23 protein-coding genes are annotated in these 24454 nt (G+C 72.7%); 6 read left to right on the top strand and 17 right to left on the bottom strand.

Annotated features, from left to right (window positions below; translation table 11 throughout):
* Nucleotides 1–102: 102 nt before the first annotated feature.
* The 4 genes from AB0B40_RS04495 to AB0B40_RS04510 form a co-directional block, all read right to left on the bottom strand.
* A complete protein-coding gene (locus tag AB0B40_RS04495) occupies nucleotides 103–1227 on the bottom strand; it encodes a GuaB3 family IMP dehydrogenase-related protein (protein ID WP_161298540.1) in 1125 nt (374 codons plus the stop codon).
* 114 nt (nucleotides 1228–1341) lie between these two features.
* Nucleotides 1342–2850 carry an IMP dehydrogenase gene (gene guaB / locus AB0B40_RS04500; RefSeq protein WP_362262824.1) on the bottom strand — a complete coding sequence of 503 codons (1509 nt, stop codon included), beginning with the start codon at nucleotides 2848–2850 and terminating at the stop codon, nucleotides 1342–1344.
* 163 nt (nucleotides 2851–3013) lie between these two features.
* A complete protein-coding gene (locus tag AB0B40_RS04505) occupies nucleotides 3014–3601 on the bottom strand; it encodes a sigma-70 family RNA polymerase sigma factor (RefSeq protein ID WP_030345526.1) in 588 nt (195 codons plus the stop codon).
* A gap of 750 nt (nucleotides 3602–4351) precedes the next feature.
* Nucleotides 4352–4963: a response regulator transcription factor gene (locus AB0B40_RS04510; protein ID WP_003948568.1), complete on the bottom strand. Its 612-nt coding sequence runs from the start codon at nucleotides 4961–4963 to the stop codon at nucleotides 4352–4354.
* A 381-nt stretch (nucleotides 4964–5344) separates the two neighbouring features.
* On the opposite strand from AB0B40_RS04510, the gene AB0B40_RS04515 reads away from it, so the two are divergent.
* Nucleotides 5345–5674 (top strand): WhiB family transcriptional regulator, encoded by a 330-nt coding sequence (locus tag AB0B40_RS04515; protein ID WP_345046795.1) that lies wholly within the window; start codon nucleotides 5345–5347, stop codon nucleotides 5672–5674.
* A 101-nt stretch (nucleotides 5675–5775) separates the two neighbouring features.
* Here AB0B40_RS04515 and AB0B40_RS04520 read toward each other — a convergent pair whose 3' ends face one another.
* The gene (locus tag AB0B40_RS04520) at nucleotides 5776–6675 is read right to left on the bottom strand and encodes a LysR family transcriptional regulator (RefSeq protein ID WP_362262828.1); all 900 of its coding nucleotides are present in this window, start codon (nucleotides 6673–6675) and stop codon (nucleotides 5776–5778) included.
* Nucleotides 6676–6754: 79 nt separating this feature from the next.
* Here AB0B40_RS04520 and AB0B40_RS04525 point away from each other — a divergent pair, with 79 nt between their 5' ends.
* The 3 genes from AB0B40_RS04525 to AB0B40_RS04535 all read left to right on the top strand — a co-directional run bounded on the left by AB0B40_RS04525 (nucleotide 6755) and on the right by AB0B40_RS04535 (nucleotide 9058).
* Nucleotides 6755–7423, top strand: coding sequence for an MOSC domain-containing protein (locus AB0B40_RS04525; RefSeq protein WP_345046792.1), 669 nt, complete (start codon nucleotides 6755–6757; stop codon nucleotides 7421–7423).
* A gap of 76 nt (nucleotides 7424–7499) precedes the next feature.
* Complete coding sequence (locus AB0B40_RS04530) at nucleotides 7500–8273, top strand: SDR family oxidoreductase (protein WP_345046791.1); 774 nt, start codon at nucleotides 7500–7502, stop codon at nucleotides 8271–8273.
* A gap of 77 nt (nucleotides 8274–8350) precedes the next feature.
* The gene (locus AB0B40_RS04535) at nucleotides 8351–9058 is read left to right on the top strand and encodes an ester cyclase (protein WP_345046789.1); all 708 of its coding nucleotides are present in this window, start codon (nucleotides 8351–8353) and stop codon (nucleotides 9056–9058) included.
* A gap of 74 nt (nucleotides 9059–9132) precedes the next feature.
* Here AB0B40_RS04535 and groL read toward each other — a convergent pair whose 3' ends face one another.
* The 4 genes from groL to AB0B40_RS04555 form a co-directional block, all read right to left on the bottom strand.
* Nucleotides 9133–10761, bottom strand: coding sequence for a chaperonin GroEL (gene groL, locus AB0B40_RS04540; protein WP_345046788.1), 1629 nt, complete (start codon nucleotides 10759–10761; stop codon nucleotides 9133–9135).
* A 118-nt stretch (nucleotides 10762–10879) separates the two neighbouring features.
* Nucleotides 10880–11188 carry a co-chaperone GroES gene (gene groES / locus AB0B40_RS04545; protein ID WP_004955293.1) on the bottom strand — a complete coding sequence of 103 codons (309 nt, stop codon included), beginning with the start codon at nucleotides 11186–11188 and terminating at the stop codon, nucleotides 10880–10882.
* A gap of 246 nt (nucleotides 11189–11434) precedes the next feature.
* Entirely contained in the window at nucleotides 11435–12253 is an 819-nt protein-coding gene (locus tag AB0B40_RS04550) for a polysaccharide deacetylase family protein (RefSeq protein WP_345046786.1), read from the bottom strand.
* Nucleotides 12250–13155 carry a polysaccharide deacetylase family protein gene (locus tag AB0B40_RS04555; protein WP_345046785.1) on the bottom strand — a complete coding sequence of 302 codons (906 nt, stop codon included), beginning with the start codon at nucleotides 13153–13155 and terminating at the stop codon, nucleotides 12250–12252. The genes AB0B40_RS04550 and AB0B40_RS04555 overlap by 4 nt, the downstream gene beginning before the upstream one ends.
* A 90-nt stretch (nucleotides 13156–13245) precedes the next feature.
* Between AB0B40_RS04555 and AB0B40_RS04560 the strand changes: the two genes are divergently transcribed.
* Nucleotides 13246–14412 carry a class I SAM-dependent methyltransferase gene (locus AB0B40_RS04560; protein WP_345046784.1) on the top strand — a complete coding sequence of 389 codons (1167 nt, stop codon included), beginning with the start codon at nucleotides 13246–13248 and terminating at the stop codon, nucleotides 14410–14412.
* Here AB0B40_RS04560 and AB0B40_RS04565 read toward each other — a convergent pair.
* The 5 genes from AB0B40_RS04565 to AB0B40_RS04585 form a co-directional block, all read right to left on the bottom strand.
* Nucleotides 14360–15682 carry an RNA polymerase sigma factor gene (locus AB0B40_RS04565; protein WP_345046783.1) on the bottom strand — a complete coding sequence of 441 codons (1323 nt, stop codon included), beginning with the start codon at nucleotides 15680–15682 and terminating at the stop codon, nucleotides 14360–14362. The two genes, AB0B40_RS04560 and AB0B40_RS04565, sit on opposite strands and share 53 nt — an antisense overlap.
* Nucleotides 15683–15724: 42 nt before the next feature.
* Nucleotides 15725–16081 (bottom strand): YciI family protein, encoded by a 357-nt coding sequence (locus tag AB0B40_RS04570; RefSeq protein WP_345046781.1) that lies wholly within the window; start codon nucleotides 16079–16081, stop codon nucleotides 15725–15727.
* A 125-nt stretch (nucleotides 16082–16206) separates the two neighbouring features.
* Entirely contained in the window at nucleotides 16207–17262 is a 1056-nt protein-coding gene (locus tag AB0B40_RS04575; RefSeq protein ID WP_345046780.1) for an LCP family protein, read from the bottom strand.
* A 73-nt stretch (nucleotides 17263–17335) separates the two neighbouring features.
* Nucleotides 17336–18679, bottom strand: a complete 1344-nt coding sequence (locus AB0B40_RS04580) for an endo-1,4-beta-xylanase (protein WP_345046778.1) — start codon at nucleotides 18677–18679, stop codon at nucleotides 17336–17338.
* 184 nt (nucleotides 18680–18863) lie between these two features.
* Nucleotides 18864–19901, bottom strand: coding sequence for a LacI family DNA-binding transcriptional regulator (locus AB0B40_RS04585; protein WP_345046776.1), 1038 nt, complete (start codon nucleotides 19899–19901; stop codon nucleotides 18864–18866).
* Between the two features lie 138 nt (nucleotides 19902–20039).
* On the opposite strand from AB0B40_RS04585, the gene AB0B40_RS04590 reads away from it, so the two are divergent.
* Nucleotides 20040–22385: a glycoside hydrolase family 3 N-terminal domain-containing protein gene (locus AB0B40_RS04590; RefSeq protein ID WP_362262838.1), complete on the top strand. Its 2346-nt coding sequence runs from the start codon at nucleotides 20040–20042 to the stop codon at nucleotides 22383–22385.
* A 197-nt stretch (nucleotides 22386–22582) separates the two neighbouring features.
* On the opposite strand, the gene AB0B40_RS04595 is transcribed toward AB0B40_RS04590, so the two are convergent.
* Genes AB0B40_RS04595 through rimI form a run of 3 tightly spaced genes read right to left on the bottom strand, consistent with a single transcriptional unit; the run spans nucleotide 22583 to nucleotide 24433 of the window.
* Complete coding sequence (locus tag AB0B40_RS04595) at nucleotides 22583–22840, bottom strand: hypothetical protein (RefSeq protein WP_345046774.1); 258 nt, start codon at nucleotides 22838–22840, stop codon at nucleotides 22583–22585.
* Entirely contained in the window at nucleotides 22837–23922 is a 1086-nt protein-coding gene (gene tsaD / locus AB0B40_RS04600; RefSeq protein ID WP_345046773.1) for a tRNA (adenosine(37)-N6)-threonylcarbamoyltransferase complex transferase subunit TsaD, read from the bottom strand. Before tsaD ends, AB0B40_RS04595 begins: the two co-directional genes overlap by 4 nt.
* Nucleotides 23915–24433 (bottom strand): ribosomal protein S18-alanine N-acetyltransferase, encoded by a 519-nt coding sequence (gene rimI, locus AB0B40_RS04605; RefSeq protein WP_345046811.1) that lies wholly within the window; start codon nucleotides 24431–24433, stop codon nucleotides 23915–23917. The genes tsaD and rimI overlap by 8 nt, the downstream gene beginning before the upstream one ends.
* Nucleotides 24434–24454: the final 21 nt, after the last annotated feature.

A 24454-nucleotide genomic window follows, 5' to 3' on the forward strand; every position in this document is an offset into this window, starting at 1 on the left:
GCCGGCCGGACCCTGGGCGCGCAACCGGTCGTAGACCTGCTGGGGATCGGCGGCGCACCCGGGGTGACCGGCCCTTCCGGCGTCGTAGGACCGACGCGGCGGCTATCGCCGGTGCTGGCTGTCCGCCACCGTCACCTCGACCCGCTGGAACTCCTTCAGCTCGCTGTAGCCCGTGGTGGCCATCGCGCGGCGCAGGGCGCCGAAGACGTTCATCGAGCCGTCGGGGGTGTGGGACGGGCCGGTGAGGATCTCCTCGATCGTGCCGACCGTGCCGAGGTCGACCTTCTTGCCGCGGGGCAGCTCCTCGTTGACCGCTTCCATGCCCCAGTGGTGGCCCTTGCCCGGCGCGTCCGTGGCGCGGGCCAGCGGGGAGCCCATCATCACCGCGTCGGCGCCGCAGGCGATCGCCTTGGGCAGGTCGCCGGACCAGCCGACACCGCCGTCGGCGATCACGTGCACGTACCGGCCGCCGGACTCGTCCATGTAGTCACGGCGGGCCGCGGCCACGTCGGCGACGGCCGTGGCCATCGGGACCTGGATGCCCAGCACGTTGCGCGTGGTGTGCGCGGCGCCGCCGCCGAAGCCGACCAGGACGCCGGCCGCGCCGGTGCGCATGAGGTGCAGCGCGGCGGTGTAGGTGGCGCAGCCGCCGACGATCACCGGGACGTCCAGCTCGTAGATGAACTGCTTCAGGTTCAGCGGCTCGTGCGAGGACGACACGTGCTCCGCCGAGACCGTCGTACCTCGGATGACGAAGATGTCCACGCCCGCGTCCACGACCGCCTTGGAGAACTGGGCGGTGCGCTGCGGGGAGAGCGCGGCGGCGGTGACCACGCCGGAGTCGCGCACCTCCTTGATGCGCGCGCCGATCAGCTCCTCCTTGATGGGAGCCGCGTAGATCTCCTGGAGGCGGCGGGTGGCCGCCTCGGACGGCAGCTCGGCGATCTCGTCCAGCAGCGGCTGCGGGTCCTCGTACCGCGTCCACAGGCCCTCGAGGTTGAGCACGCCGAGGCCGCCCAGCTCGCCGATGCGGATCGCGGTGGCCGGGGAGACGACGGAGTCCATGGGGGCGGCCAGGAACGGCAGCTCGAAGCGGTAGGCGTCGATCTGCCAGGCGATCGAGACCTCCTTCGGGTCCCGCGTACGGCGGCTGGGGACGACGGCGATGTCGTCGAAGGCGTACGCCCTGCGGCCGCGCTTGCCGCGCCCGATCTCGATCTCAGTCACGTTGGTGGCCTTTCCCTATGCGTTGCAGCGCCTTCCAGTATCGCCGACCGGTACGGCAAGGGCGGCCCCGGATACTCCGGGGCCGCCCTTTCGCGCCTCACGCGTGCGCGTGCGTCACTTCTTGCTGCTGTAGTTCGGCGCCTCGACCGTCATCTGGATGTCGTGCGGGTGGCTCTCCTTCAGGCCCGCCGAGGTGATCCGCACGAACCGGCCGTTGGTCTGCAGCTCGGGCACCGTCTGGCCGCCGACGTAGAACATCGACTGGCGCAGGCCGCCGACCAGCTGGTGGACGACGGAGGACAGCGGACCGCGGTAGGGCACCTGGCCCTCGATGCCCTCGGGGATCAGCTGCTCGTCGGAGGCGACGCCCTCCTGGAAGTAGCGGTCCTTGGAGAACGACCTGCGGTCGCCACGGGTCTGCATGGCTCCGAGCGAGCCCATGCCGCGGTAGGACTTGAACTGCTTGCCGTTGATGAACAGCAGCTCACCCGGGGACTCCTCGCAGCCGGCCAGCAGCGAGCCGAGCATCACCGTGTCGGCACCCGCGACCAGGGCCTTGGCGATGTCGCCGGAGTACTGCAGACCGCCGTCGCCGATCACCGGGACGCCGGCCTCCTTGGCGGCGAGCGCGGCCTCGTAGATCGCGGTGACCTGGGGGACGCCGACGCCCGCGACCACGCGGGTGGTGCAGATGGAGCCCGGTCCGACACCGACCTTGATGCCGTCGGCGCCCGCGTCGACCAGGGCCTGGGCGCCGTCGCGGGTGGCGACGTTGCCGCCGATGACGTCCACGCCGGCGGAGTTCGACTTGATCTTGGCGATCATGTCGCCGACCAGGCGGGAGTGGCCGTGCGCGGTGTCCACGACGATGAAGTCGGCACCGGCCTCGATCAGGGCCTGGGCGCGCTCGAAGGCGTCACCGGCCACGCCGACCGCCGCGCCGACCAGCAGGCGGCCCTCGGCGTCCTTGGCCGCGTTCGGGTACTTCTCCGCCTTGACGAAGTCCTTGACGGTGATCAGGCCCTTGAGGACGTTCCCGTCGTCGACCAGCGGAAGCTTCTCGATCTTGTGCTTGCGCAGCAGCTCCATGGCCTCCGGGCCGGAGATGCCGACCTTTCCGGTGACCAGCGGCATCGGGGTCATGACCTCGTGCACACGGCGGCTGCGGTCGCTCTCGAAGGCCATGTCGCGGTTGGTGACGATGCCGAGGAGCTTCTTGTCACCGTCGGTCACCGGGACGCCGCTGATGCGGAACTTGGCGCACAGCGCGTCGGCCTCGGCGAGCGTGGCCTCCGGGTGGATGGTGATCGGGTCGGCGACCATGCCGGACTCGGAGCGCTTGACCAGGTCGACCTGGTTGGCCTGGTCCTCGATGGAGAGGTTGCGGTGCAGGACGCCGACGCCGCCCTGGCGGGCCATCGCGATCGCCATGCGGGACTCGGTCACCTTGTCCATGGCGGCGGACAGCAGCGGGATGTTGACCCGCACGTTCTTGGAGACGTACGAGGCGGTGTCGATCTCGTCGGGAGCCATGTCCGACGGGCCCGGCAGCAGCAGCACGTCGTCGTAGGTCAGCCCGAGTGTCGCGAATTTTCCGGGCACTCCGTCGACGTTGGCAGTCATGACACCTTCCCCAAATGGCCTTGCTCGGTGCGGATGTCCATGCTAACGGGAAGCATCGCTAGCAAATTCCACGGTACGGGGTCGCTTCAGGCTTCGTATGTTCGTACGGAAACGAGGGCGCACCGGTTCAGGGCCGGAGCTACGGCGGCCCGGCGCAGGGTGGTTACTGTTCGGCGAGCGCCCTGAGGCGGCTCAGGGCCCGGTGCTGGGCCACGCGGACCGCACCGGGTGACATACCCAACATCTGTCCCGTCTCCTCCGCGGTCAAGCCCACGGCGATGCGCAGCAGAAGCAGCTCGCGCTGGTTCTCGGGAAGGTTGGCCAGCAGCTTCTTGGCCCACTCCGCGTCGCTGCTGAGCAGGGCGCGCTCCTCGGGGCCGAGGGAGTCGTCGGGCCGCTCGGGCATCTCGTCGGACGGCACCGCGGTCGACCCCGGGTGGCGCATCGCGGCGCGCTGGAGGTCGGCGACCTTGTGGGAGGCGATGGCGAAGACGAACGCCTCGAAGGGGCGGCCGGTGTCCCGGTAGCGGGGCAGGGCGAGGAGGACCGCGACGCAGACCTCCTGGGCGAGGTCCTCCACGAAGTGGCGCGCGTCGCCGGGCAGCCGGGACAGCCGGGTGCGGCAGTAGCGCAGCGCCAGGGGGTGGACGTGGGCGAGCAGGTCGTGCGTGGCCTGCTCGTCGCCGTCGACGGCACGGTGGACGAGCGCGCCGAACGCGCCAGGGGCCGTGCCCGCCTCGTCGTCGCGCATCGGTCCATGGTGCCTTGCGGCCGTCCGGTCCGTCGCATCGTGTTCGTGGTTGTGCACCGAAGCGTTATGAGCAGGTGCGCCGGCACTCATTCCCTGCGCCCTCCCCTTCCGCTCGACCGACTCGTCCCCGAGAGACTCCACACCTCAAGGATGCGGCATCCGCGCCGAAACGAGCACCGCGCGTCCGGCGGGCCGCCTTGCCCGCGCCCCTCCAGCGGGTTCGGTGACGGACGGGCGCCCCAGCGGCGGCGTGCCGCGTCGGGCTGTCGTGCGCCGCGGACGTCACCCTCGGGCACGTGCCACCGGGGGCGTCGCGGACTCGCCCGCCGGGACGTACGTCGAGAGCGCACCACCGGGGCGGTCGCGCCCCGGCCACGCCGCGCCGGAAGCGGCACGGACGCACGCGCCCCCGTCACCGTACGGCCAGGTCAGGACGCACCCCGGGGACTCCCAGCGGGCACGGCACGCCGCCGTCCGCCCGGTCCCCCGCACCCCTCGGCGCGCCTGTCGGGGCACCACCAGACAGCGCACGGGCCCGCGCGGACAGGGAGAGAGCGCGCCGCGGTCCGCTCCGGACATGGCGCACGACCGCGCCGGACCACCGCTGGTCCGATCCGGTGCCATGGCCCGGGCCGGTCGCCCGCGCGGGAGCCGCGTACCCCAGCCACGGGCACGAGCACGGACGACAGTGAGACCGGGAACACGGCCGGGCAGCGCCCGGTGCCGGGCGGCCCGCACGGCCTGGCATCGTTACCGGACCAGTCCCCAGCGGAAGCCGAGGGCCACCGCGTGGGCCCGGTCCGAGGCGCCGAGCTTCTTGAACAGGCGCCGTGCGTGCGTCTTCACGGTGTCCTCGGAGAGGAACAGCTCGCGGCCGATCTCGGCGTTCGAGCGGCCGTGGCTCATGCCCTCCAGGACCTGGATCTCACGCGCGGTGAGCGTGGGCGCGGCGCCCATCTCCGCCGAGCGCAGCCGGCGCGGTGCGAGGCGCCAGGTCGGGTCGGCGAGCGCCTGCGTCACCGTGGCGCGCAACTCCGCGCGCGAGGCGTCCTTGTGCAGGTAGCCGCGCGCGCCGGCGGCGACCGCGAGGGCCACCCCGTCGAGGTCCTCGGCGACGGTGAGCATGATGATGCGCGCGCCGGGGTCGGCGGACAGCAGCCGGCGCACGGTCTCGACGCCGCCCAGGCCGGGCATGCGTACGTCCATCAGGATGAGGTCGGAGCGGTCGGCGCCCCAGCGGCGGAGGACTTCCTCGCCGTTGGCCGCAGTCGTCACGCGCTCGACACCGGGCACGGTCGCGACCGCGCGGCGGAGCGCCTCTCGGGCAAGCGGGGAGTCGTCGCAGACGAGGACGGATGTCATGACCGCCCTCCGCAGCTGATGCGCGTCACCTTGAGCCTCCAGGCTGGTACGGAATCGTCACCTGTGCGGTCGACCGTCTCGGACGCCTGCCCGAGCGCTTGTTTTTTCAACCGCCTCCGCACTCTCAACGACGGTCACTCGAAAGAGTTACGGGGCCGCGTGCCGTCTTCGGCACTCTACGTGAGGGGACCGACACGGTGCAGACATGCCCAACGGTCCCTCAACTTTTCATCACAACCCATGCCCCATTTGGCGCCTTTTCTTCCCGTTTCGTAGTGTCCGGGGCTAGATTCGCAATGAGTCATATTTTCATCTCCTTAGACCGGAGATGTACGGTCGTTGGCACCGTATCCGCCCAGATCGGCTACAAGGGGTCACGTAATGGCAGATTTCTCCCGCCTTCCCGGACCGAACGCGGACCTGTGGGACTGGCAGCTGCTGGCTGCATGCCGCGGGGTGGACAGCTCGCTCTTCTTCCACCCGGAGGGCGAGCGCGGGGCGGCTCGGAGCGCTCGTGAGAACTCGGCCAAGGAGGTCTGCATGAGGTGCCCGGTCCGGGCGGAGTGCGCCGCGCACGCACTGGCGGTGCGCGAGCCGTACGGCGTCTGGGGCGGACTGACCGAGGACGAGCGTGAGGAGTTGATGGGGCGGGCTCGCAACCGTCTGGTGACGGCATCGACCACCAGCGGGGGTACTGCCCCGAACCACTGAAGGAACGTTTCTGCATCTCCGGTTCGCCGGATGCGCCATTCCTCCCCACTGGGCACGCGTGCGCGTGCCCATGGCTCTGCCGCCGTACCCGCGCCGTACCGCTAGGCGCGCCCGGCCGCCCGGGCCAGTTGCTCCAGCGTCGCCGACACGGCCGGCACCTGTGCCAGGTCGGGCAGGGTGAGGGCGACGATCTCGCGCCGTACCGCCGGCTCCAGCCGGACCGTGCGCGCGCCCCGCGGACGTACCGACTCCACGGCCAGCTGGGGCAGTACGGCGACGCCGAGGCCCGCGCCGACCAGGCCGACCACCGCCGGGTAGTCGTCGGTGGCGAAGTCGATGCGCGGGGTGAACCCGGCCCCCTCGCACACCTCGATCAGCTGACCGCGGCAGCGCGGGCACCCCGCGATCCACGGCTCGCGGGCCAGCTCGCCGATGGCGACGCTCTCCGCGCGCGCGAGCCGGTGCCGCTCGGGCACCAGGGCGACCAGACGGTCCGTCAGCAGAGGGCGTACGACGAGATCGTCCCAGTCCTCGGCGACCGCCGCCCCCTCGTAGCGGAAGGCCAGGGCCAGATCGCAGTCGCCTTCCCGCAGCAGTCCGACGGACCTCGGGGGCTCGGCCTCCTCCAGGGAGACCCGGGTGCCGGGGTGGGCGGCGCGCAGGGCGGCCAGGGCCGTCGGGACCAGGGTGGAGCTGCCGCTGGGGAAGGAGACCAGCCGGACCCGGCCCGCCCGCAGGCCGGCGATGGCGGCGACCTCCTCCTCGGCCGCGGTAAGCCCGGCGAGGATGCCGGAGGCGTGCCGGACCAGGGCCTCACCGGCCTGGGTGAGGCGCATGTCGCGCCCGTTGCGGATCAGCAGCGGGGTGCCGACCGAGGCTTCCAGGGCCTTCATCTGCTGGCTGACGGCGGGCTGGGTGCAGCCCAGCTCACGCCCCGCCGCCGAGAAGGAACCGGTGGTGGCGACGGCGCGCAGAACGCGGAGATGACGGGCCTCGATCACCTGTCGAGCATAAGGCAGCCTTGGGTGAGCTTCCCGATAGTGCGTCGACGCTTTGGGCGGGATCGCATAGCGTGCTGGGATGAAGCTTCTCTCCGTCAATCTGGGCCGGCCGCGGCCGGTGCCCTACACCAGCCAGCCGGACGGTCTGACCGGTATCGACAAGCGCCCGGCCGAGGGCCCGGTGCGGGTGGCGGCGCCGGGTCCCAGGGGGGCCGGCGCGAGCGGGCTGGCCGGGGACGCGGTCTGTGACACCCGCTATCACGGCGGGGACGACCAGGCGGTGTACGCGTTCGCGCGCGAGGACCTCGACGACTGGGAGCGCGAACTCGGCCGACCGTTGGCCAATGGTTGTTTCGGGGAGAATCTGACCACGGACGGCCTGGACGTGTCCGGGGCGCTGATCGGCGAGCGCTGGCGGATCGGCTCCGCGGTGGTGCTGGAAGTGACCTCGGGCCGTATCCCGTGCAAGACGTTCCAGGGCCATCTGGGCGAACGCGGCTGGGTCAGGAGGTTCACACAGAAGGGCGCAACGGGTGCCTACCTCCGGGTGATCGCACCGGGCGAGATCCGGGCCGGGGACCCGGTCGAGATCGTGCACCGGCCGGACCACGGGGTGACGGCGGCGATGCAGTTCCGCGCGGTCACCACCGAGCGGGAGCTGCTGCCGCGGCTGCTCGCGGCGGGCGAGGCGCTGCACGCGCAGACGCTGGCGAAGGCCCGGAAGTACGTGACGGAGCAGAGGGGCTGAACGGCCGTCAGGGCGGCGCGGGGCCCGGCGCCGGCGGGCAGCGGAGGCTGTCGGTCCGGGTCACTACCCTTGGGCCATGACAACGGCTCTGATTACGGGATCGACCGCGGGCATCGGTGCCGCGTTCGCGCGGCGGCTGGCCGCGGACGGGCATGACCTCGTCCTGGTGGCGCGGGACACCAGGCGGCTGCGGGAACAGGCGACGGAACTGCACGACCGGCACGGCATCGAGGTGGAGGTGCTGACCGCCGACCTGGCGCAGGACGAGGGCATCGAGACGGTGGCCGCCCGGCTCGGCGACCGGAAGAACCCGGTCGACCTGCTGGTCAACAACGCCGGCTTCGGCAACAAGGGCCGCTATCTGGAGGTGCCGATGGCGGACGAGCTGCGGATGCTCAAGGTGCACTGCGAGGCGGTGCTCCGGCTGACGTCGGCGGCGGCCGGGGCGATGCGCGAGCGCGGCCGGGGCGGGGTGGTGAACGTCGCCTCGGTGGCGGCCTTCGTCCCCCGGGGCACGTACGGCGCGTCCAAGGCGTGGGTCGTGCAGTTCACCCAGGGTGCGGCCCGGGACCTGGCCGGCAGCGGGGTCCGGCTGATGGCGCTGTGCCCGGGGTTCGTGCGCACCGAGTTCCACGAGCGGGCCGGCATGGGCACGGACAACATCCCCGGCTGGATGTGGCTGGACGCGGACAAGCTGGTCGCGGCGGCCCTGGCCGACCTCGCGCGCGGCAAGTCGCTGTCCGTCCCGGATCCGCGGTACAAGGTGCTGACGGGGCTGGCCAAGGTGACGCCGCGCGGGCTGCTGGGCGGGATCAGCTCCCGCACGGGGCGCAAGTACGGGCCGCGCTAGCTGAGGGGTGACGCCGCCGTCCCGGTGGGAAAATGGGCGGGACGGTTACCGGAACCAGGGGGCCGGAAGGCGGCGCCATGACCTTCGTACAGCTCATCGACTGCAGGACGAGCCGGCTGGACGAGATGAACCGGCTCATGGACGACTGGGTCCAGCAGACCAAGGGGACGCGCACGGCGACGCACGCGGTGGTCGGCACGGACCGCTCGGACGCGTCGCACGTCGTGGAAGTGGTGGAGTTCCCCTCGTACGAGGAGGCGATGCGGAACTCGAACCTCCCGGAGACGGACCGGATCTTCCGGGGGCTGCTCGCGCTGTGCGACGGGATGCCGACGTTCACCGACCTGGACGTCGTGCGCGACGAGCGCCTGTCCGAGCATGTCGTGCGCGGGTTCTTCGAGGCGCTCGGCACCGCGGGCGAGTTGCCTCCGCTGAACGATCTGCTCGACGAGGACATCCACAGCCATGACCCGATGACCCCGCAGGACACCATCGGGCTGGACCACGTCCGCGCCGAGTTCCGGATGTGGCGCGCCGCCTTCGACTTCGCGTTCACGGTCGAGGACGTGTTCGCCCAGGGCGACCGGGCCTGCGCGCGCTGGTCCTGGAAAGCCGCGCACAAGGATGACTTCCTGGGGATCCCGCCCACGGGCAGGCGGGTCACCATGACCGGGATGACGATGTTCCGGTTCGGCGCCGACGGCAAGATCGCCGAGCTGTGGTGGCAGCACGACCAGCTGGGGCTGATGCAGCAGCTCGGCGCGCTGGACGAGTTGGAGCGGTAGGCCGGGCGGGCGGACAGGGCGAAGGCCCGGCCCCCCTCGACGGGGTGCCGGGCCTTCACTCGCGGGCGGTCGCCTCAGTGGGCGTGGCCGTGGCTGTGACCGTGGCCGGCGGCCTCCGGCTCCTCTTCCTTCTTCTCGACGACCAGGGTCTCGGTCGTGAGCAGCAGGGCGGCGATGGAGGCGGCGTTCTCCAGGGCGGAGCGGGTGACCTTGACCGGGTCGATGACGCCGGCCTTCACCAGGTCGCCGTACTCGCCGGTGGCGGCGTTGTAGCCCTGCCCCTTGTCCAGGTCCTTGACCTTGGACACGATGACGTAGCCCTCCTGGCCGGCGTTCTCGCCGATCCAGCGCAGCGGCTCGACCACGGCGTTGCGGACCACGGCGACACCGGTGGCCTCGTCGCCGGTCTTGCCGAGGTTGCCCTCGAGGACCTTGGAGGCGTGGACCAGGGCGGAGCCACCACCGGAGACGATGCCCTCCTCGACCGCGGCGCGGGTCGCGGAGATGGCGTCCTCCAGACGGTGCTTCTTCTCCTTCAGCTCCACCTCGGTGGCGGCGCCGACCTTGATCACGCACACGCCGCCGGCCAGCTTCGCGAGGCGCTCCTGGAGCTTCTCGCGGTCCCAGTCGGAGTCGGTGTTCTCGATCTCGGCCTTGATCTGGGCGATGCGGCCCTGCACGTCCTCGGACTTGCCGCCGCCGTCGACGATCGTGGTGTCGTCCTTGGTGACGGTGACACGGCGGGCGGAGCCGAGCACGTCGAGACCGACCTGGTCGAGCTTGAGGCCGACCTCCTCGGAGATGACGGTGGCGCCGGTGAGGACGGCCATGTCCTGCAGCATCGCCTTGCGGCGGTCACCGAAGCCCGGGGCCTTCACCGCGACGGCGTTGAAGGTGCCGCGGATCTTGTTGACGACCAGGGTCGACAGGGCCTCGCCCTCGAGGTCCTCGGCGATGATCAGCAGCGGCTTGGAGGAGCCGGACTGGATGACCTTCTCCAGCAGCGGCAGCAGCTCGGCGATGGAGGAGATCTTGCCCTGGTTGATGAGGATGTACGGGTCCTCCAGGACGGCCTCCATGCGCTCCTGGTCCGTCACGAAGTACGGCGACAGGTAGCCCTTGTCGAAGGCCATGCCCTCGGTGAAGTCCAGCTCCAGACCGAAGGTGTTGGACTCCTCGACGGTGATGACACCGTCCTTGCCGACCTTGTCCATGGCCTCGGCGATCAGCTCGCCGACCTGCTGGTCCTGGGCGGACAGCGCGGCGACGGCGGCGATGTCGGACTTCTCGTCGATCGGACGGGCCGTGGCGAGCAGCTCCTCGGAGACGGCCTTGACGGCGGCGTCGATGCCCTTCTTCAGGGCGGCCGGGGAGGCGCCGGCGGCGACGTTCTTCAGGCCCTCGCGGACGAGCGCCTGGGCGAGGACCGTGGCGGTGGTGGTGCCGTCACCCGCGATGTCGTTGGTCTTGGTCGCCACCTCCTTGACCAGCTGCGCGCCGAGGTTCTCGTACGGGTCCTCGATCTCGACCTCGCGGGCGATCGTGACACCGTCGTTGGTGATGGTGGGGGCACCGAACTTCTTGTCGATGACGACGTTGCGACCCCTGGGGCCGATCGTCACCTTGACGGTGTCGGCAAGCTTGTTGACGCCGCGCTCAAGGGCGCGACGGGCGTCCTCGTCGAACTTCAGGATCTTCGCCATGGCAGCGGGAGCCCTCTCGGAAATCTGTGGGTGAAAAGCGCAGCGCCCCGGGCGCCCGGCTTCTTATCTGATGCGGGGGCCCGGGGCGCAGCTCAATGCAGAGAGTTGCTTGAGGTGATTACTTCTCGATGATCGCGAGCACGTCGCGAGCCGAGAGGACGAGGTACTCGTCGCCGTTGTACTTCACCTCGGTGCCGCCGTACTTGCTGTACAGGACGACGTCGCCGACCTTGACGTCGAGCGGCAGACGCTCGCCGTTCTCGAACCGGCCCGGGCCCACGGCGAGGACGGCGCCCTCCTGGGGCTTCTCCTTCGCGGTGTCCGGGATGACCAGGCCAGAGGCCGTGGTCTGCTCGGCGTCCAGCGGCTGGACCACGATGCGGTCCTCGAGCGGCTTGATGGCAACCTTGGAGCTGGCGGTCGTCACGATCCGACCTCCCCCTTCGGAGATCTCGGGGTTAACTGTCTGAGGTGGCGACCAGGTCGATCCGTCGTCGCGGGTGCCGGACCTGCCCGTCGCTTTTGTTGGCACTCTCACCTGCTGAGTGCCAGAGCCGAGACTATGACCGTGATTAGCACTCGGTCAAGCGGAGTGCCAATTGCGCGCGGCGCGTCGGCCGGGAGCCCGGCAGGCGGGCGTCCGGACGGGCCGGTTCCCGAACGGCCACGCCGGTCAGCTCAGGTAGTCCTCGAGCCGTCCCACCGTCAGCCCCCGCTCCTGCGCCTGCCTCAGCACCCGCACGGTGCGCTCCCGCAGGGAGAGCTCCCCCGACTCGTCGGGGCCCACCAGGACGATGTCACCGGGGCGGAGGTGGCAGGGGCCGTGCGTGCAGGCGAGGCCGGCCGGGGTGAGGGCGGCGCGCCACAGGACGAGCGCGGAGATGCCGCAGTCGGCGGCGGCGCGCAGGGTGGTGGGGTCGTAGGAGCCGTAGGGCGGGCGGAAGAGGCGGGGGCGGACGCCGAGGCGGGCGCGCAGGCGGTCCTGCTGACCGCAGATCTCGGCGCGCTGCTCGGCGTACGGCAGTCCGGCCGGGGCCCGGTGGTCGACGGTGTGGTTCTGGATGCCGGCGCCGAGCGCGCGCAGGCGGGCGAAGTGGCCGTAACCGGGGGCGGCGACGCTGTCGGTGAGGAACAGGGTGACCGGCAGCCGCAGTTCGCGGACCATCTCGACGAAGCGGGGGTCACGCTCGGCGCCGTCGTCGTACGTGAGGAAGACGACCGGGTCGCGGGTGGGGACGTGGTCGGCCACCGGGGGCAGGGCGTGCGGCCCCCGGTGCGCGGCGAGCGGCCGGACCGCGTGCACCGGGGAGCGGGCCAGCGGCCGGGCCAGGCCCCAGTGCCGGTAGGCGCGGCCGGCGGCGGGGTGGTGGTGCGGGTGTACCCCTTCGGCGGCCTTCTTGCCGAGGCGTTCGATGGGGTCGACGGACTGGGCGCAGCCCGTGAGGAGCAGGGCCGAGGCGAGGACCGCCACCGGGCCCCGCAGGCGCCTCACAGGTAGTCCTCCAGGCGGGCCACGGCGTAGCCCTCGCGCGTGACCTTGTTCAGGAAACGGCGCATGTCGTCCACCATCGTGCCGTTCCATTCGTCCCGGCCGCGGAAGTGGGTGAGGACGATGTCGCCGGGGTGCAGGCTGCGGTCCCAGTCGCGGTACTCCCAGTGGTCGACGAAGACCTCCTCGTCCCAGATCGGCGCGTACTTGATCCCGCACTCCTTGGCGGCGCGCAGGGTGTCGCCGTTGTAGTTGCCGTACGGCGGCCGGAACACGGTGGGCGCCCTGCCGAACTGCTTCTTCATGACGGTCTGCATGCCGCAGATCTCGTCCCGCTGCTCCTCGTAGGACAGGCCGGGCAGGTAGGGGTGGGTGAGGGTGTGGTTGTTCAGGGTCACGCCCTGGGCCTGCATCCTGCGGAAGTAGCCGTAGTCGTCCTTGACGAGGTAGTTGCTGAGGAAGGCGCTGTACGGCACCTTCAGCTCGCTCATCATCCGCAGGAACGCCGGGTCCTTGTCGGCGCCGTCGTCGATGGTGAGGAAGACGACCTTCTGCCGGGTGGGGACGGTGGTGAAGACGGGCGGGAGGTCTTCCTCCTCCTGGCCGTCCACCTCGAAACCGTCCCGGGGGGTGATGGTGGGCTTCCTCGCCGGCGGGGCCGGGGGCGTGAGCGGGACGTGGTCCAGGCCCCAGCGCCGGGCCGCGGCGACCAGGCGGGCGTGCTCGGCCGCCTGCCGGGCCCGCGGGTCCGGGGCGGCGGCGGGGCCGCCGTGACCGGTGGCCGGTGCGGGGTCGCCGGCGCAGCCGGACAGCAGGGCGGCGGCAGCCAGCGCGAGGGCCGTGGAGCACGTGGCCGCCCTCGCGACCCGCGCCCGATATTTGTCATTTTGTACTACTGCTCGCATGGTTCCGGATCTTCCCAGGCGCCGGCCCGCGGACCGGGCCGACACCGCCGCCGCAGGCGCACCATCCACCGACTGGCCCACAATGACCCGGTGAACGACCTCGCTCTGCTCCTCACCCCCGAAGGCCGCGCCCTCCTCGACGAGGTGCGCGACACCGAGCCCGCCCAGGAGCTGGCCGTGGCCACCCGGCTGCGCCGCGACCACCCGGCCGCCCTGGTCTCGGCCGCGCTCGGCCAGGCCCGGCTGCGGCAGCGGGCGGTGGCGAAGTTCGGGGCCGAGGACGCCGGGCGGATGTTCTTCACCCCGAACGGGGTCGAGCAGTCGACGCGCAGCAGCGTGGCGACGTACCGGGCCCGGCGGCTGAGGGAGCTGGGCGTGGCCTCCGTGGCCGACCTGTGCTGCGGCATCGGCGGGGACGCCGTCGCGCTGGCGCGGGCCGGGATCCGGGTGCTGGCCGTGGACCGGGACCCGCTGACCGCGGCGGCGGCCCGGGCGAACGCCGAGGCGCTGGGGCTGGCCGGCCTGATCGAGGTGCGGGAGGCCGACGTCACGGAGGTGGACACCGCCGGGTACGACGCGGTGTTCGTGGACCCGGCCCGGCGGGGCGGACGCGGGAGGGTGTTCGACCCGGAGGCGTACTCGCCGCCGCTGTCCTGGGCGGTCGAGACCGCCCGCACGGCACCCCGGGCCGCCCTGAAGATCGCCCCGGGCATCCCGCACGAGGTGGTCCCGGCCGAGGCCGAGGCCGAGTGGATCTCCGACGGCGGAGACGTGAAGGAGGCGGTGCTGTGGTTCGGCACCGGCGCCCCGGGCGCCGTGCGGGCCACGCTGCTGCCGGGCCCGCGCACGCTGCTCGGCCGCGGGCTGCCCGACCCCGGAGTACGGCCGGTGGGGCGGTACTTGTACGAGCCCGACGGCGCCGTGATCCGCGCGCACCTGGTCGCCGAGGTGGCCGAGGAGGTCGGCGGCGGCCTGGTCGACGCGACCATCGCGTACGTCACCGCCGACGAGCCGCGGCCCACCCCGTACGCCACCGCCTACGAGCTCACCGACCGGCTCCCGTTCAACGTCAAGAAGCTGAAGGCGCTGCTGCGGGAGCGTGAGGTCGGCACGCTGACCGTGAAGAAGCGCGGCTCGGCGGTCGAGCCGGAGGAACTGCGCCGCAAGGTCAGGCCGCAGGGCCCGAACGCGGCCACGGTCTTCCTCACCCGGGTGGCGGGGGCGCCGACGATGCTGATCGGCCATCCGCTGAAGTGACCTCCGCGCACTCCCCCGCCCTGCGCGACAGCAGCTGCCGCTCCCGGTCGTTGCGGGCCAGTCCCGCCGCCCGGAGGAACTCCTCGCGGGCCTCGGCGGTGCGTCCGAGCCGGCACAGCAGATCGCCGCGGACGCTGGGCAGCAGGTGGTAGGCGCGCAGCGCGGGGGCGGCGGCCAGGGCGTCCACCAGCCTGAGGCCCTCCGCCGGCCCGTCGGCCATCGACACGGCGACCGCGCGGTTCAGCTCGACCACGGGTGACGGCGCGCGGGCGGCCAGCAGACCGTACAGGGTGGCGATGGCACGCCAGTCGGTCTCCTCGTACGTGTACGCGTGCGCGTGACAGGCGGCGATGGCCGCCTGGAGGGCGTACCGGCCCGGGGGGCCGTCCGCGGTGGCCCCGGCCCGGCCGAGGGCGTCGACCCCGCGCGCGATGAGCATGCGGTTCCAGCGGCGGCGGTCCTGGTCCTTCAACAGCACCGGTGAGCCGTCGGGTCCGGTACGGGCGGCGGCGCGGGACGCCTGGAACTCCAGCAGCGCGGCCAGGCCGTGCACCTCGGGTTCCCCCGGCATCAGCCCGGCCAGCACGCGGGCCAGCCGCAGCGCGTCCTCGCACAGGCCGGGGCGCAGCCAGTCGTCGCCCGCGGTGGCCGCGTAGCCCTCGTTGAAGATCAGGTAGATGACGTCCAGGACGGAGTCGAGGCGGGCCGCGCGGTCGGGCCCGTACGGCACCTCGAACGCGACGTTCTTCGCCGCCAGGGTGCGTTTGGCGCGGACGATGCGCTGGGCGATCGTCGGCTCCGGGACCAGATGGGCGCGGGCGATCTCGGCCGTGCTCAGGCCGCCGAGCAGGCGCAGGGTGAGCGCGGTGCGCGCCTGCGGCGACAGCACCGGGTGGCAGGTGGTGAAGACCAGCCGGAGCAGGTCGTCGTCGATGCCGTCCGGGTCGGCGGGCTCCTCGGGCGGGGCGGTCGTCTCCAGGTCGCGGCCGATCTCGGCGAGCTTGCGGGCGTAGGTCTCGCGGCGCCGGATCAGGTCGACGGCCCGGTGCCGGGCGGTGGCCGTGAGCCAGGCGCCGGGGTTGTCGGGCACGCCCTCCCCGGGCCACCGCTCCAGGGCGGCGACCAGGGCGTCCTGCGCCAGTTCCTCGGCGATGCCGACGTCCCGGACGATCCGGGCGACGCCGGCGATCACGCGGGGCGACTCCAGGCGGAAGACGGTCTCGATCACCTGTGCCGCGTCCGGAGGCGGTGCGGTGGGCTGTGGTTCCACAGCCCACATGCAACACCCCGGCGGGCACCGGGCCAAACGGGCTCAGCCCTCGGCGATCTCCCGCAGCTCGCAGGCGAGCCGCCACTCCGGGCCGTGGATCTTCAAGAAGCGCCGGGTCCACTCCAGCGCCTCCGCCCGGTCCTTGCACTGCATGAGCGCGTAGCCTCCGACGACCTCCTTGGTCTCGGTGAAGGGCCCGTCGGTGACGGAGGTCCGCTCACCGTCCCAGTCCACCCGGGCACCGTCGGCGGTCGGGGTCAGCCCGGCCGTGTCGAGCAGGACACCGGCCTTGGTCATCTCCTCGATCAGCTCTCCCATCCGGCGCATCAGCTCCGCACTGGGGCCTCCGGCGGGCCCGGCGGTCTCGTCGATGCGCACGAGCGACAGGTAGCGGGGCATGGTGTCTCCTTCGGTCGGGGCGGCGGGGCCGTTCCCGCCGCTCACCCCTTGCGTCGAACGGGAGACACCCGGATCGACACGCTCGCGGAAAGATCTCGGGATTTTTTCTCCGGCGGCCGTCCCGCTCAGCGCAGGGACGCCCAGAGCGCGCCCGCCGCCGGTTCCTCGGGGATCACCCGGTTGGGGTCGGAGGGTGCCGTGACCACCGGCATGGTCACCGTCCGCACCCGGTCGGCGGTGAGACCCGCCAGGCTCCGGCCGAGACTCATCAGCTCGCCCAGGGAGTCCAGGCCCGTGTCGGTGGTGAGGCCGGCGGTGACGGCGTCGGCGACCTGGTACAGCCTGGCCGGGTCGGTCAGCAGGCCGGCGCCGGACATCCGCTCCAGCAGTGCCTTGACCAGCGTCTGCTGCAGCCCTATGCGGCCCAGGTCGCTGCCGTCGCCTATGCCGTGCCGGGTGCGGGCGAGGGCCAGGGCCTGCTTGCCGTCGAGGTGGTGGGCACCGGCCTTCAGGTGCAGACGGCTCTTGTCGTCGTCGATGTCCTGGCCGGTGGTGACGTCGACCCCGCCGAGCGCGTCGACCAGCCGGGCGAAGCCGGAGAAGTCGACCTCCAGGTAGTGGTCCATCCGGACGCCGGTGAGCGACTCGACGGTCTTCACCGCGCACACGGGACCGCCCACGGCGTAGGCGCTGTTGAACATGGCGCCGTAGGACACCGCCGTGGCACCGCCGGAGGCGAGCGGGCAGGACGGACGGGTGACGAGCGTGTCGCGCGGGATGCTGACCACGGTGGCCTTCGTCCGGCCCGCGTCGACGTGCACGACCATCGCGGTGTCGGACCGGGCGCCGGAGCTGTCGCCGCCGCCCAGCTCCTTGTCGGCCGCGCCCTCGCGCGAGTCCGAGCCGAGGACCAGGATGTTCAGGGAGCCGGTGGGCAGCGGGGAGGCGGCGGCCGGCGCCGGCGCCGCTGGGGTGATCACCGCCCGCGCGGGCCGGTCGTCGCCGAGCGCGCTGTTGATGTCGACGCCCCTGATGTTGTGGTCCAGGTGCCAGTACGCCCAGCCCGCCGCCCCCGTGCCCAGCACCAGGGCCCCCGCCAGGGCGAGGCCGGCGGTCTTCAGCGCTCTCGCCCGTCGGCCCACCCGTCCGCCCGTGTCGCCCCGCTCCTCGTGTCGCGTCACGACAGGAACGTAAGTCCGAATTATTAGCGGACTGTTAGCGCAAGCCGCCGGAGTCGGTTTTCTTCGGGAATTCTCATCCTCCGGGTCGTCCCGGGGTGCCGGCCAGCGTCACCGCCGGCACGGGATTGCTCCCGTTCCAGGAGGCGTTGAAGCCGAAGGTGACCGAACCGCCGTCGGGGACCGAGCCGTTGTAGCCCGCGTCGGCGCAGGACACGGCCGCGCCCGACTGGGTGCAGGCGGCGTTCCAGGCCTGGGTGACCTGCTGGCCCGCGCCGTAGCCCCAGCTCACCTTCCAGGAGGACAGCGAGGCACCGGAGCAGGAGATCCTCACCTGGCCGGTGAAGCCGGTGCTCCACTGGCCGGTGACGGCGTACGCGGCGGTGCAGGCACCGGCCGGCGGCGGGGTCGTACCGCCGTCCCCGCCCAGAGCCTGGGCGATGCCCTGGTACGCCGGCTTCGGCCGGTAGTTCTCGTCGTACGGCGTCGCCGCCCCGTAGCCCGGGAAGGTGTCCGGCACCCAGGAGTCGGCGTCGGTGAAGCCCCACACGGTGACGCCGACGCACCGGGTCACGGCCGCGCACGCGGCCACCACGGACTTGAAGTCGGCCGCCTGCCCGGCGAGTTTCGCGCTGTCGGCGGGCAGCTGCATCCGGACGTCCAGCTCGGTGATCGCCACGTCGACTCCGAGGTCGGCGAAGCGCTGGATGTTCTGCCGGAGGGTCGGCGGCACCTGGCCGAGGACCAGATGGGCCTGCAGACCGACGCCGTCGATCGGCACACCCTGCTGCTTGAGGGACCTGACCAGGTCGTACAGCGCGTTCGACTTCGCGTTGACGCCCTCGACGTTGTAGTCGTTGATGTACAGCTCGGCGTCCGGATCGGCCGCGTGCGCCCAGGTCAGGGCGTTGGCGATGTAGCCCGGGCCGAGGGCGTCGGACCAGAGCGTCGAGCGGTAGGTGCCGTCCTCGGCGAAGGGTTCGTTGACGACGTCCCAGGCGGCGATCCTGCCCTTGTAGCGGCCGACCTCGGTGCTGATGTGGTTCTGGAGCAGGCCGCTGAGCTGGGCGGGCGTCCAGCTTCCGGTCGTCAGCCAGCTCGGGTTCTGGCTGTGCCAGACCAGGGTGTGGCCGCGCACCTGCTGGCCGTGGGCCTGGGCGAAGGCCACGACCCGGTCCGCCTCGGTCCAGTCGAAAGTGCCCCGGGCGGGCTCCACCGTGCCCCACTTCATGGCGTTGCCCGGCGTCAGCGAGCCGAACTGGGCTCCGGCGAGGTCGCCGTAGGTGCCGGTGAGCCTGGTACCGGTGACGGCCGTGCCGATGACCTTGCCCTTGGCCGCGGCGAGGTCGCGCAGCGGGGTGTCGGCGGCGTGGACCGTGCCGGCGCCGGCGGCGAACAGGCCCACGGCGGTGACCCACACGGCCGGACAGGCCCGCAGGAAGGCCCTCCGGGGCCGGGAGCTTCCGTGGAGCCGGGAGGATCGGGGCGGTGCGGAGAATCGGGGGGATCGGGAGGATCTCATGGCGGGCGCCTCCGAAAGTTTCGGTCGTACAACCGATTGACTTCGGAGGAGTGTGGGCGCGCCCACCCCGTCCGTCAATACGTCAGCTTCCGGCCACGGCGGGCCCGGCCGTGCTGGACCGCACCACCAGGCTCGTCGCCAGCTCCACCCGCGTCGCGGTCCGCTCCTGCCGCGCCTGTCCCAGCTCCAGCACCAGCCGGGCCGCCGCCGCCGCCATCTCGGCCAGCGGCTGCCGTACGGTCGTCAGGGGCGGACCCACCCAGCGGGCCACCGGCAGGTCGTCGAAGCCGACCACGCTCACGTCCTCCGGGACGCGCAGGCCCAGTTCGCGGGCGGCCTCGTACAGGCCGAGCGCCTGGAGGTCGTTGCCCGCGAAGACGGCGGTCGGCCGGTCCGGGCGGCGCAGCAGCTCCAGGCCCAGGCGGTAGCCGGCGTCGTGGTGGAAGTCGCCGGCCGCGACGAGCGAGGGATCGACCGGCAGTCCGGCCGTCTCCAGGGCCGCCCGGTAGCCGTCCATCCGGGCCCGGCTGCACATCATCCGGGACGGGCCGCTGATCGCGCCGATCCGGGTGTGCCCGAGTTCCACCAGGTGACGGGTGGCGGCGAGGCCGCCCTGCCAGTTGGTGGCGCCGATGGACGGCACGTCCGGGCCCGGGTCGCCGGCCGGGTCCATCACCACGAACGGGATGGACCGGCTGGCCAGCAGCGCCCGCTGGGACTCGTCGAGTCCGGACAGCACCAGCACCACGCCGTGCGGGCGGCGGGCGGCGACCTGGTCGGCCCAGGTCCGGCCGGGGGTGAGCCGGCCGGCCGACTCGGACAGCACCACGCTCAGCCCGGCGTCCCCGGCCACGGCCTCCACGCCCCGGATGACCTCCAGCGCCCAGGCGCTCTCCAGCTCGTGGAAGACCAGGTCGATGAGCGGCGAGCGGGACGCCTCGGCACGGCGGCGCCGGTAACCGTGGACGCGCAGCAGCTCCTCGACGCGCGCGCGGGTCGCGGGCGCGACGTCGGCGCGGCCGTTGAGGACCTTCGAAACAGTCGGGGCGGAGACCCCGGCCGCACGGGCGATCTCGGCGAGGGTCGCCGACTGCGTTTCCGCGGGTTTCCGAGGCGTCATGCCCGCGATCGTAGCCCCGTCGGACCTCTTGACGAAGGCCCTGGCGCCCCTTAGCTTCCCGGAGCATTCGGAATCTGTTTCGAAACATTCGTGAAGCACCGCCGGCCATGTTCGATCCCGACCATCGACGGGAGTTCCATGACCACCGCTCCTTGGCGCGACCCCGGTCTGCCCGCCGACACCCGCGTGGCCGACCTGCTGTCCCGGATGACCCTGGAGGAGAAGGCGGCCCAGCTGTACGGCGTGTGGGTGGGCGCCCCCACGGACGGCACCGCTCCGGGTGACGGGGTCGCCCACGGAGTCGCCCACGGGGTCGCCCCCCTCCAACGGGAGATGGCCCCCGGCCACGACTGGGACGAGCTGATCACCCGCGGCCTCGGCCAGCTGACCCGGCCCTTCGGCACCGCGCCCGTCGACCCGGACGCCGGAGCGCGGGCCCTGGCCCGGACGCAGCGCCGGATCGCCGGCGCGAACCGCTTCGGCGTTCCGGCGATCGCCCACGAGGAGTGCCTGGCAGGCTTCACCGCCTGGCGGGCGACCGCCTACCCGGTCCCGCTCGCCTGGGGCGCCTCCTTCGACCCGGAGCTGGTCGAGCGGGTGGGTCACCGCATCGGCCGCGACCTGCGTGCGGCCGGGGTGCACCAGGGCCTGGCCCCGGTGCTGGACGTGGTCCGCGATCCGCGCTGGGGGCGGGTGGAGGAGACGATCGGCGAGGACCCGTACCTGGTCGGGACGGTCGGCACGGCCTACGTGCGCGGGCTGGAGTCGGCCGGTGTCGTCGCCACGCTCAAGCACTTCGCCGGGTACGCGGCCTCGGCGGGCGCACGGAACCTCGCCCCGGTACGGGCGGGCGCACGGGAGCTGGCGGACGTCATCCTGCCGCCGTTCGAGATGGCGCTGCGCGAGGGAGGCGCCCGCTCGGTGATGGCGGCCTACACCGAGACCGACGGCGTGCCCGCCTGCGCCGACCCGTGGCTGCTGACCGAGCTGCTGCGCGAGGAGTGGGGGTTCACCGGCACGGTGGTGGCCGACTACTTCGGCATCGGCTTCCTGCGCACCCTGCACCGGGTCGCGGAGGACGAGGCGCGGGCGGCGCATCTGGCCCTGGCCGCGGGCGTCGACGTCGAGCTGCCGGCCCCGGGGTGCTACGGCACCCCGCTCGTCACCGCCGTACGGCAGGGCCGTGTCCCGGAGTCCCTGGTGGACCGCGCGGCCCGCCGCGTCCTGCTCCAGAAGTGCGAGCTGGGCCTGCTGGACGAGGACTGGCGGCCGGAGCCGGAGGGCCCGCTCGACCTGGACCCGGCGGAGAACCGGGCCCTCGCCCGGCGCCTGGCCGAGGAGTCGGTGGTCCTGCTGGACAGCCCCGGCGGCCTGCTCCCGCTGGCCCCCGGCATCCGGATCGCGGTCGTCGGCCCCCGGGCGGCGGACCCGCTCGCCATGCTCGGCTGCTACTCCTTCCCCTCCCACGTCCTCAGCCGCCACCCCGGGGTCCCGCTCGGCATCGGCGTCCCCACCGTGCTGGACTCCCTGCGCGCCGAGCTGCCGGACGCCAAGGTGACGTTCGCGGAGGGCTGCGGGGTGTCCGGGACGGACACCGCCGGCTTCGCGGAGGCGGTGGCCCGGGCGGCGGAGGCGGACGTGTGCGTGGCGGTGCTGGGGGACCGGGCCGGCCTGTTCGGGCGGGGCACCTCGGGCGAGGGCTGTGACGCGACGGACCTGCGACTGCCCGGCGTCCAGGCCGGCCTGCTGGACGCGCTCGTGGCGACGGGCGTCCCGGTGGTCCTCGTCCTGCTCACCGGCCGCCCCTACGCCCTCGGCCGCTGGCACGGCCGGCTCGGCGCGGTGGTGCAGGCGTTCTTCCCCGGCGAGGAGGGCGGTCCAGCGGTCGCCGGGGTGCTGTCCGGCCGGGTGAACCCCTCCGGGCGCCTCCCGGTGAGCGTGCCGCGCCTGCCCGGCGGCCAGCCCTGGACCTATCTCCAGCCCCCGCTGGGCCTGGCGGGCGAGGTCAGCAACCTGGACCCGACCCCGCTGTACCCCTTCGGCCACGGCCGCTCGTACACGGAGTTCGCCTGGGAGGACTTCGCGGGCTCCGCGGCCGGGATCTCCACGGACGGCTGGTACGACCTGTCGCTGACGGTCCGCAACACCGGCGACCGCGCGGGCACCGAGGTCGTCCAGCTCTATCTCCACGATCCGGTGGCCTCGGTGACCCGCCCGGACGTCCGCCTGATCGGCTACCGGCGCCTCGACCTGCGCCCGGGCGCCGCCCGCCGTCTGACCTTCCGCTTCCACGCGGACCTGGCGTCCTTCACGGGCGGCGCGGGGGCCCGCGTGGTGGAGCCCGGCGCGCTGGAACTGCGGGTGGGCCCGTCGAGTGCGGAGGTACGGCACCGGGCGCGGCTGCGGCTGACGGGGCCGGTGCGGGTGCTCGGGGGCGAACGGCGGCTGCACTGCGAGGTGACGACGTCCGAGGGAGCGGACTGAGCCGCTCACGCGAACACCCCGCCTCCGGGAACCCGGGGGCGGGGTGTCGAGTGGAGCGCCGGGCAGGCCTTGCACCTGCATCTCCCCGCAGGAAGCGGGGCGTCTTTCCTTGGACCACCAACGCACTGCGTCCGGGCCGGTGTTCCGGCCGTTCGCTGTGTGATGATCATAGCGCAGTCGGACCGGAACCCTCAACTTCAGGCGTCCGGCACCTGCTCGAAGCGCCAGCGGTGCACCGCACGGGTGACCAGGTCACCGTCCGGCTCGGGCAGTTCGGGCAGCTCGGCGTCGTACGGGGCGTCCCACCACGTGACGACCAGCACCCGGTCCTGCGGCGCGCGGAAGGTCTCGCGCCGCAGCGGCTCCACGGCGAGCCGCCGCTCCCGCGCCCAGGACACCAGCTCCGCGCCGCGGCCCTCGGCCGCACGCGCCTCCCACATCAGCGCGACCGTCACGAGTACAGGTTCTCCTTGCTGACCTCGTGCACATGGTCGTGGCCCGGGACGTGCGGTTCGGTCACCGGGAGGGAGGAGTCGGCCGACAGGTCCCAGCCGGAGGCGGCCCGGTTGCGGGCGACCATCTCGGCGCCCAGCGCGGCCACCATCGCGCCGTTGTCCGTGCACAGCTTGGGGCGCGGTACGCGCAGGCGGATGCCGGCCGCCTCGCAGCGCTCCTGGGCGAGGGCGCGCAGCCGGGAGTTGGCCGCCACCCCGCCCCCGATCATCAGGTGGTCCACGCCCTCGTCCTTGCAGGCGCGGACGGCCTTGCGGGTCAGCACGTCGACCACGGCCTCCTGGAAGGAGGCGGCCACGTCGCGGACCGGGACCTCCTCGCCGGCCGCCCGCCTCGCCTCGATCCAGCGGGCCACGGCGGTCTTCAGACCGGAGAAGGAGAAGTCGTACGCCGGGTCGCGCGGGCCGGTCAGTCCGCGCGGGAAGGCGATCGCCCGCGGGTCGCCCTCCTTCGCGTACCGGTCGATGACCGGGCCGCCCGGGAAGCCCAGGTTCAGCACGCGGGCGATCTTGTCGAACGCCTCGCCGGCCGCGTCGTCGATGGTCGCGCCCATCGGGCGGACGTCGGAGGTGATGTCCGAGGACAGCAGCAGGGAGGAGTGGCCGCCGGACACCAGCAGGGCCATCGTCGGCTCGGGCAGCGGGCCGTGCTCCAGCTGGTCCACGCAGATGTGGGAGGCGAGGTGGTTGACGCCGTACAGGGGCTTGCCGAGGGCGTAGGCGTACGCCTTGGCCGCCGAGACGCCGACGAGCAGGGCGCCCGCGAGGCCGGGGCCGGCGGTGACCGCGACGCCGTCCAGGTCCCTGGCGCTGATCCCGGCCTCCTTCAGCGCGCGGTCGATGGTGGGGACCATCGCCTCCAGGTGCGCCCGGGACGCCACCTCCGGTACGACACCGCCGAAGCGGGCGTGCTCGTCGACGCTGGAGGCGACGGCGTCCGCCAGCAGGGTGGTGCCGCGGACGACACCGACGCCGGTCTCGTCGCAGGAGGTCTCGATGCCGAGGACGAGGGGTTCGTCAGTCATGGGTGTCGGTTCCTTGTACTGGGGAAGAACCCGCGGCGGAGCCGCTGTCGGACGCCGCGGAGCCGCTGTCGGGTCCTGTGGTCAGGCGCATCACCAGGGCGTCCACGTTGCCGGGCTGGTAGTAGCCGCGCCGGAAGCCGATGGGGACGAAGCCGAAGCGCTCGTAGAGCTTCTGGGCACGGACGTTGTCGACCCGGCATTCGAGCATCACCTCGTGGCACTCGAACGCGGTCGCCGCCCGCAGCAGTTCGGTCAGCAGGCGGGCGCCGAGGCCGGTGCCCTGGTGGTCGCGGGCGACGGCGATGGTCTGGACGTCGGCCTGTTCGCCGGAGGCGACGAGACCGGCGTAGCCGACGACGCGGTCACCGCTCTCGGCCACGAGATAGCGCCGGTTGGCCTCGGGGCCCCGGGCGTGGGCCAGTTCGGACCAGAACATGCCCCGGGACCAGGCGTCCTCGGGGAACAGGTCCTTCTCCAGCTCCAGGACCGGGTCGATGTCCCACCAGCGCATCTCGCGCAGTCGGGGGGGTGC

The organism is Streptomyces sp. NPDC042638 (genome assembly GCF_040647235.1).
Taxonomy (GTDB): Bacteria; Actinomycetota; Actinomycetes; order Streptomycetales; family Streptomycetaceae; genus Streptomyces; species Streptomyces rameus.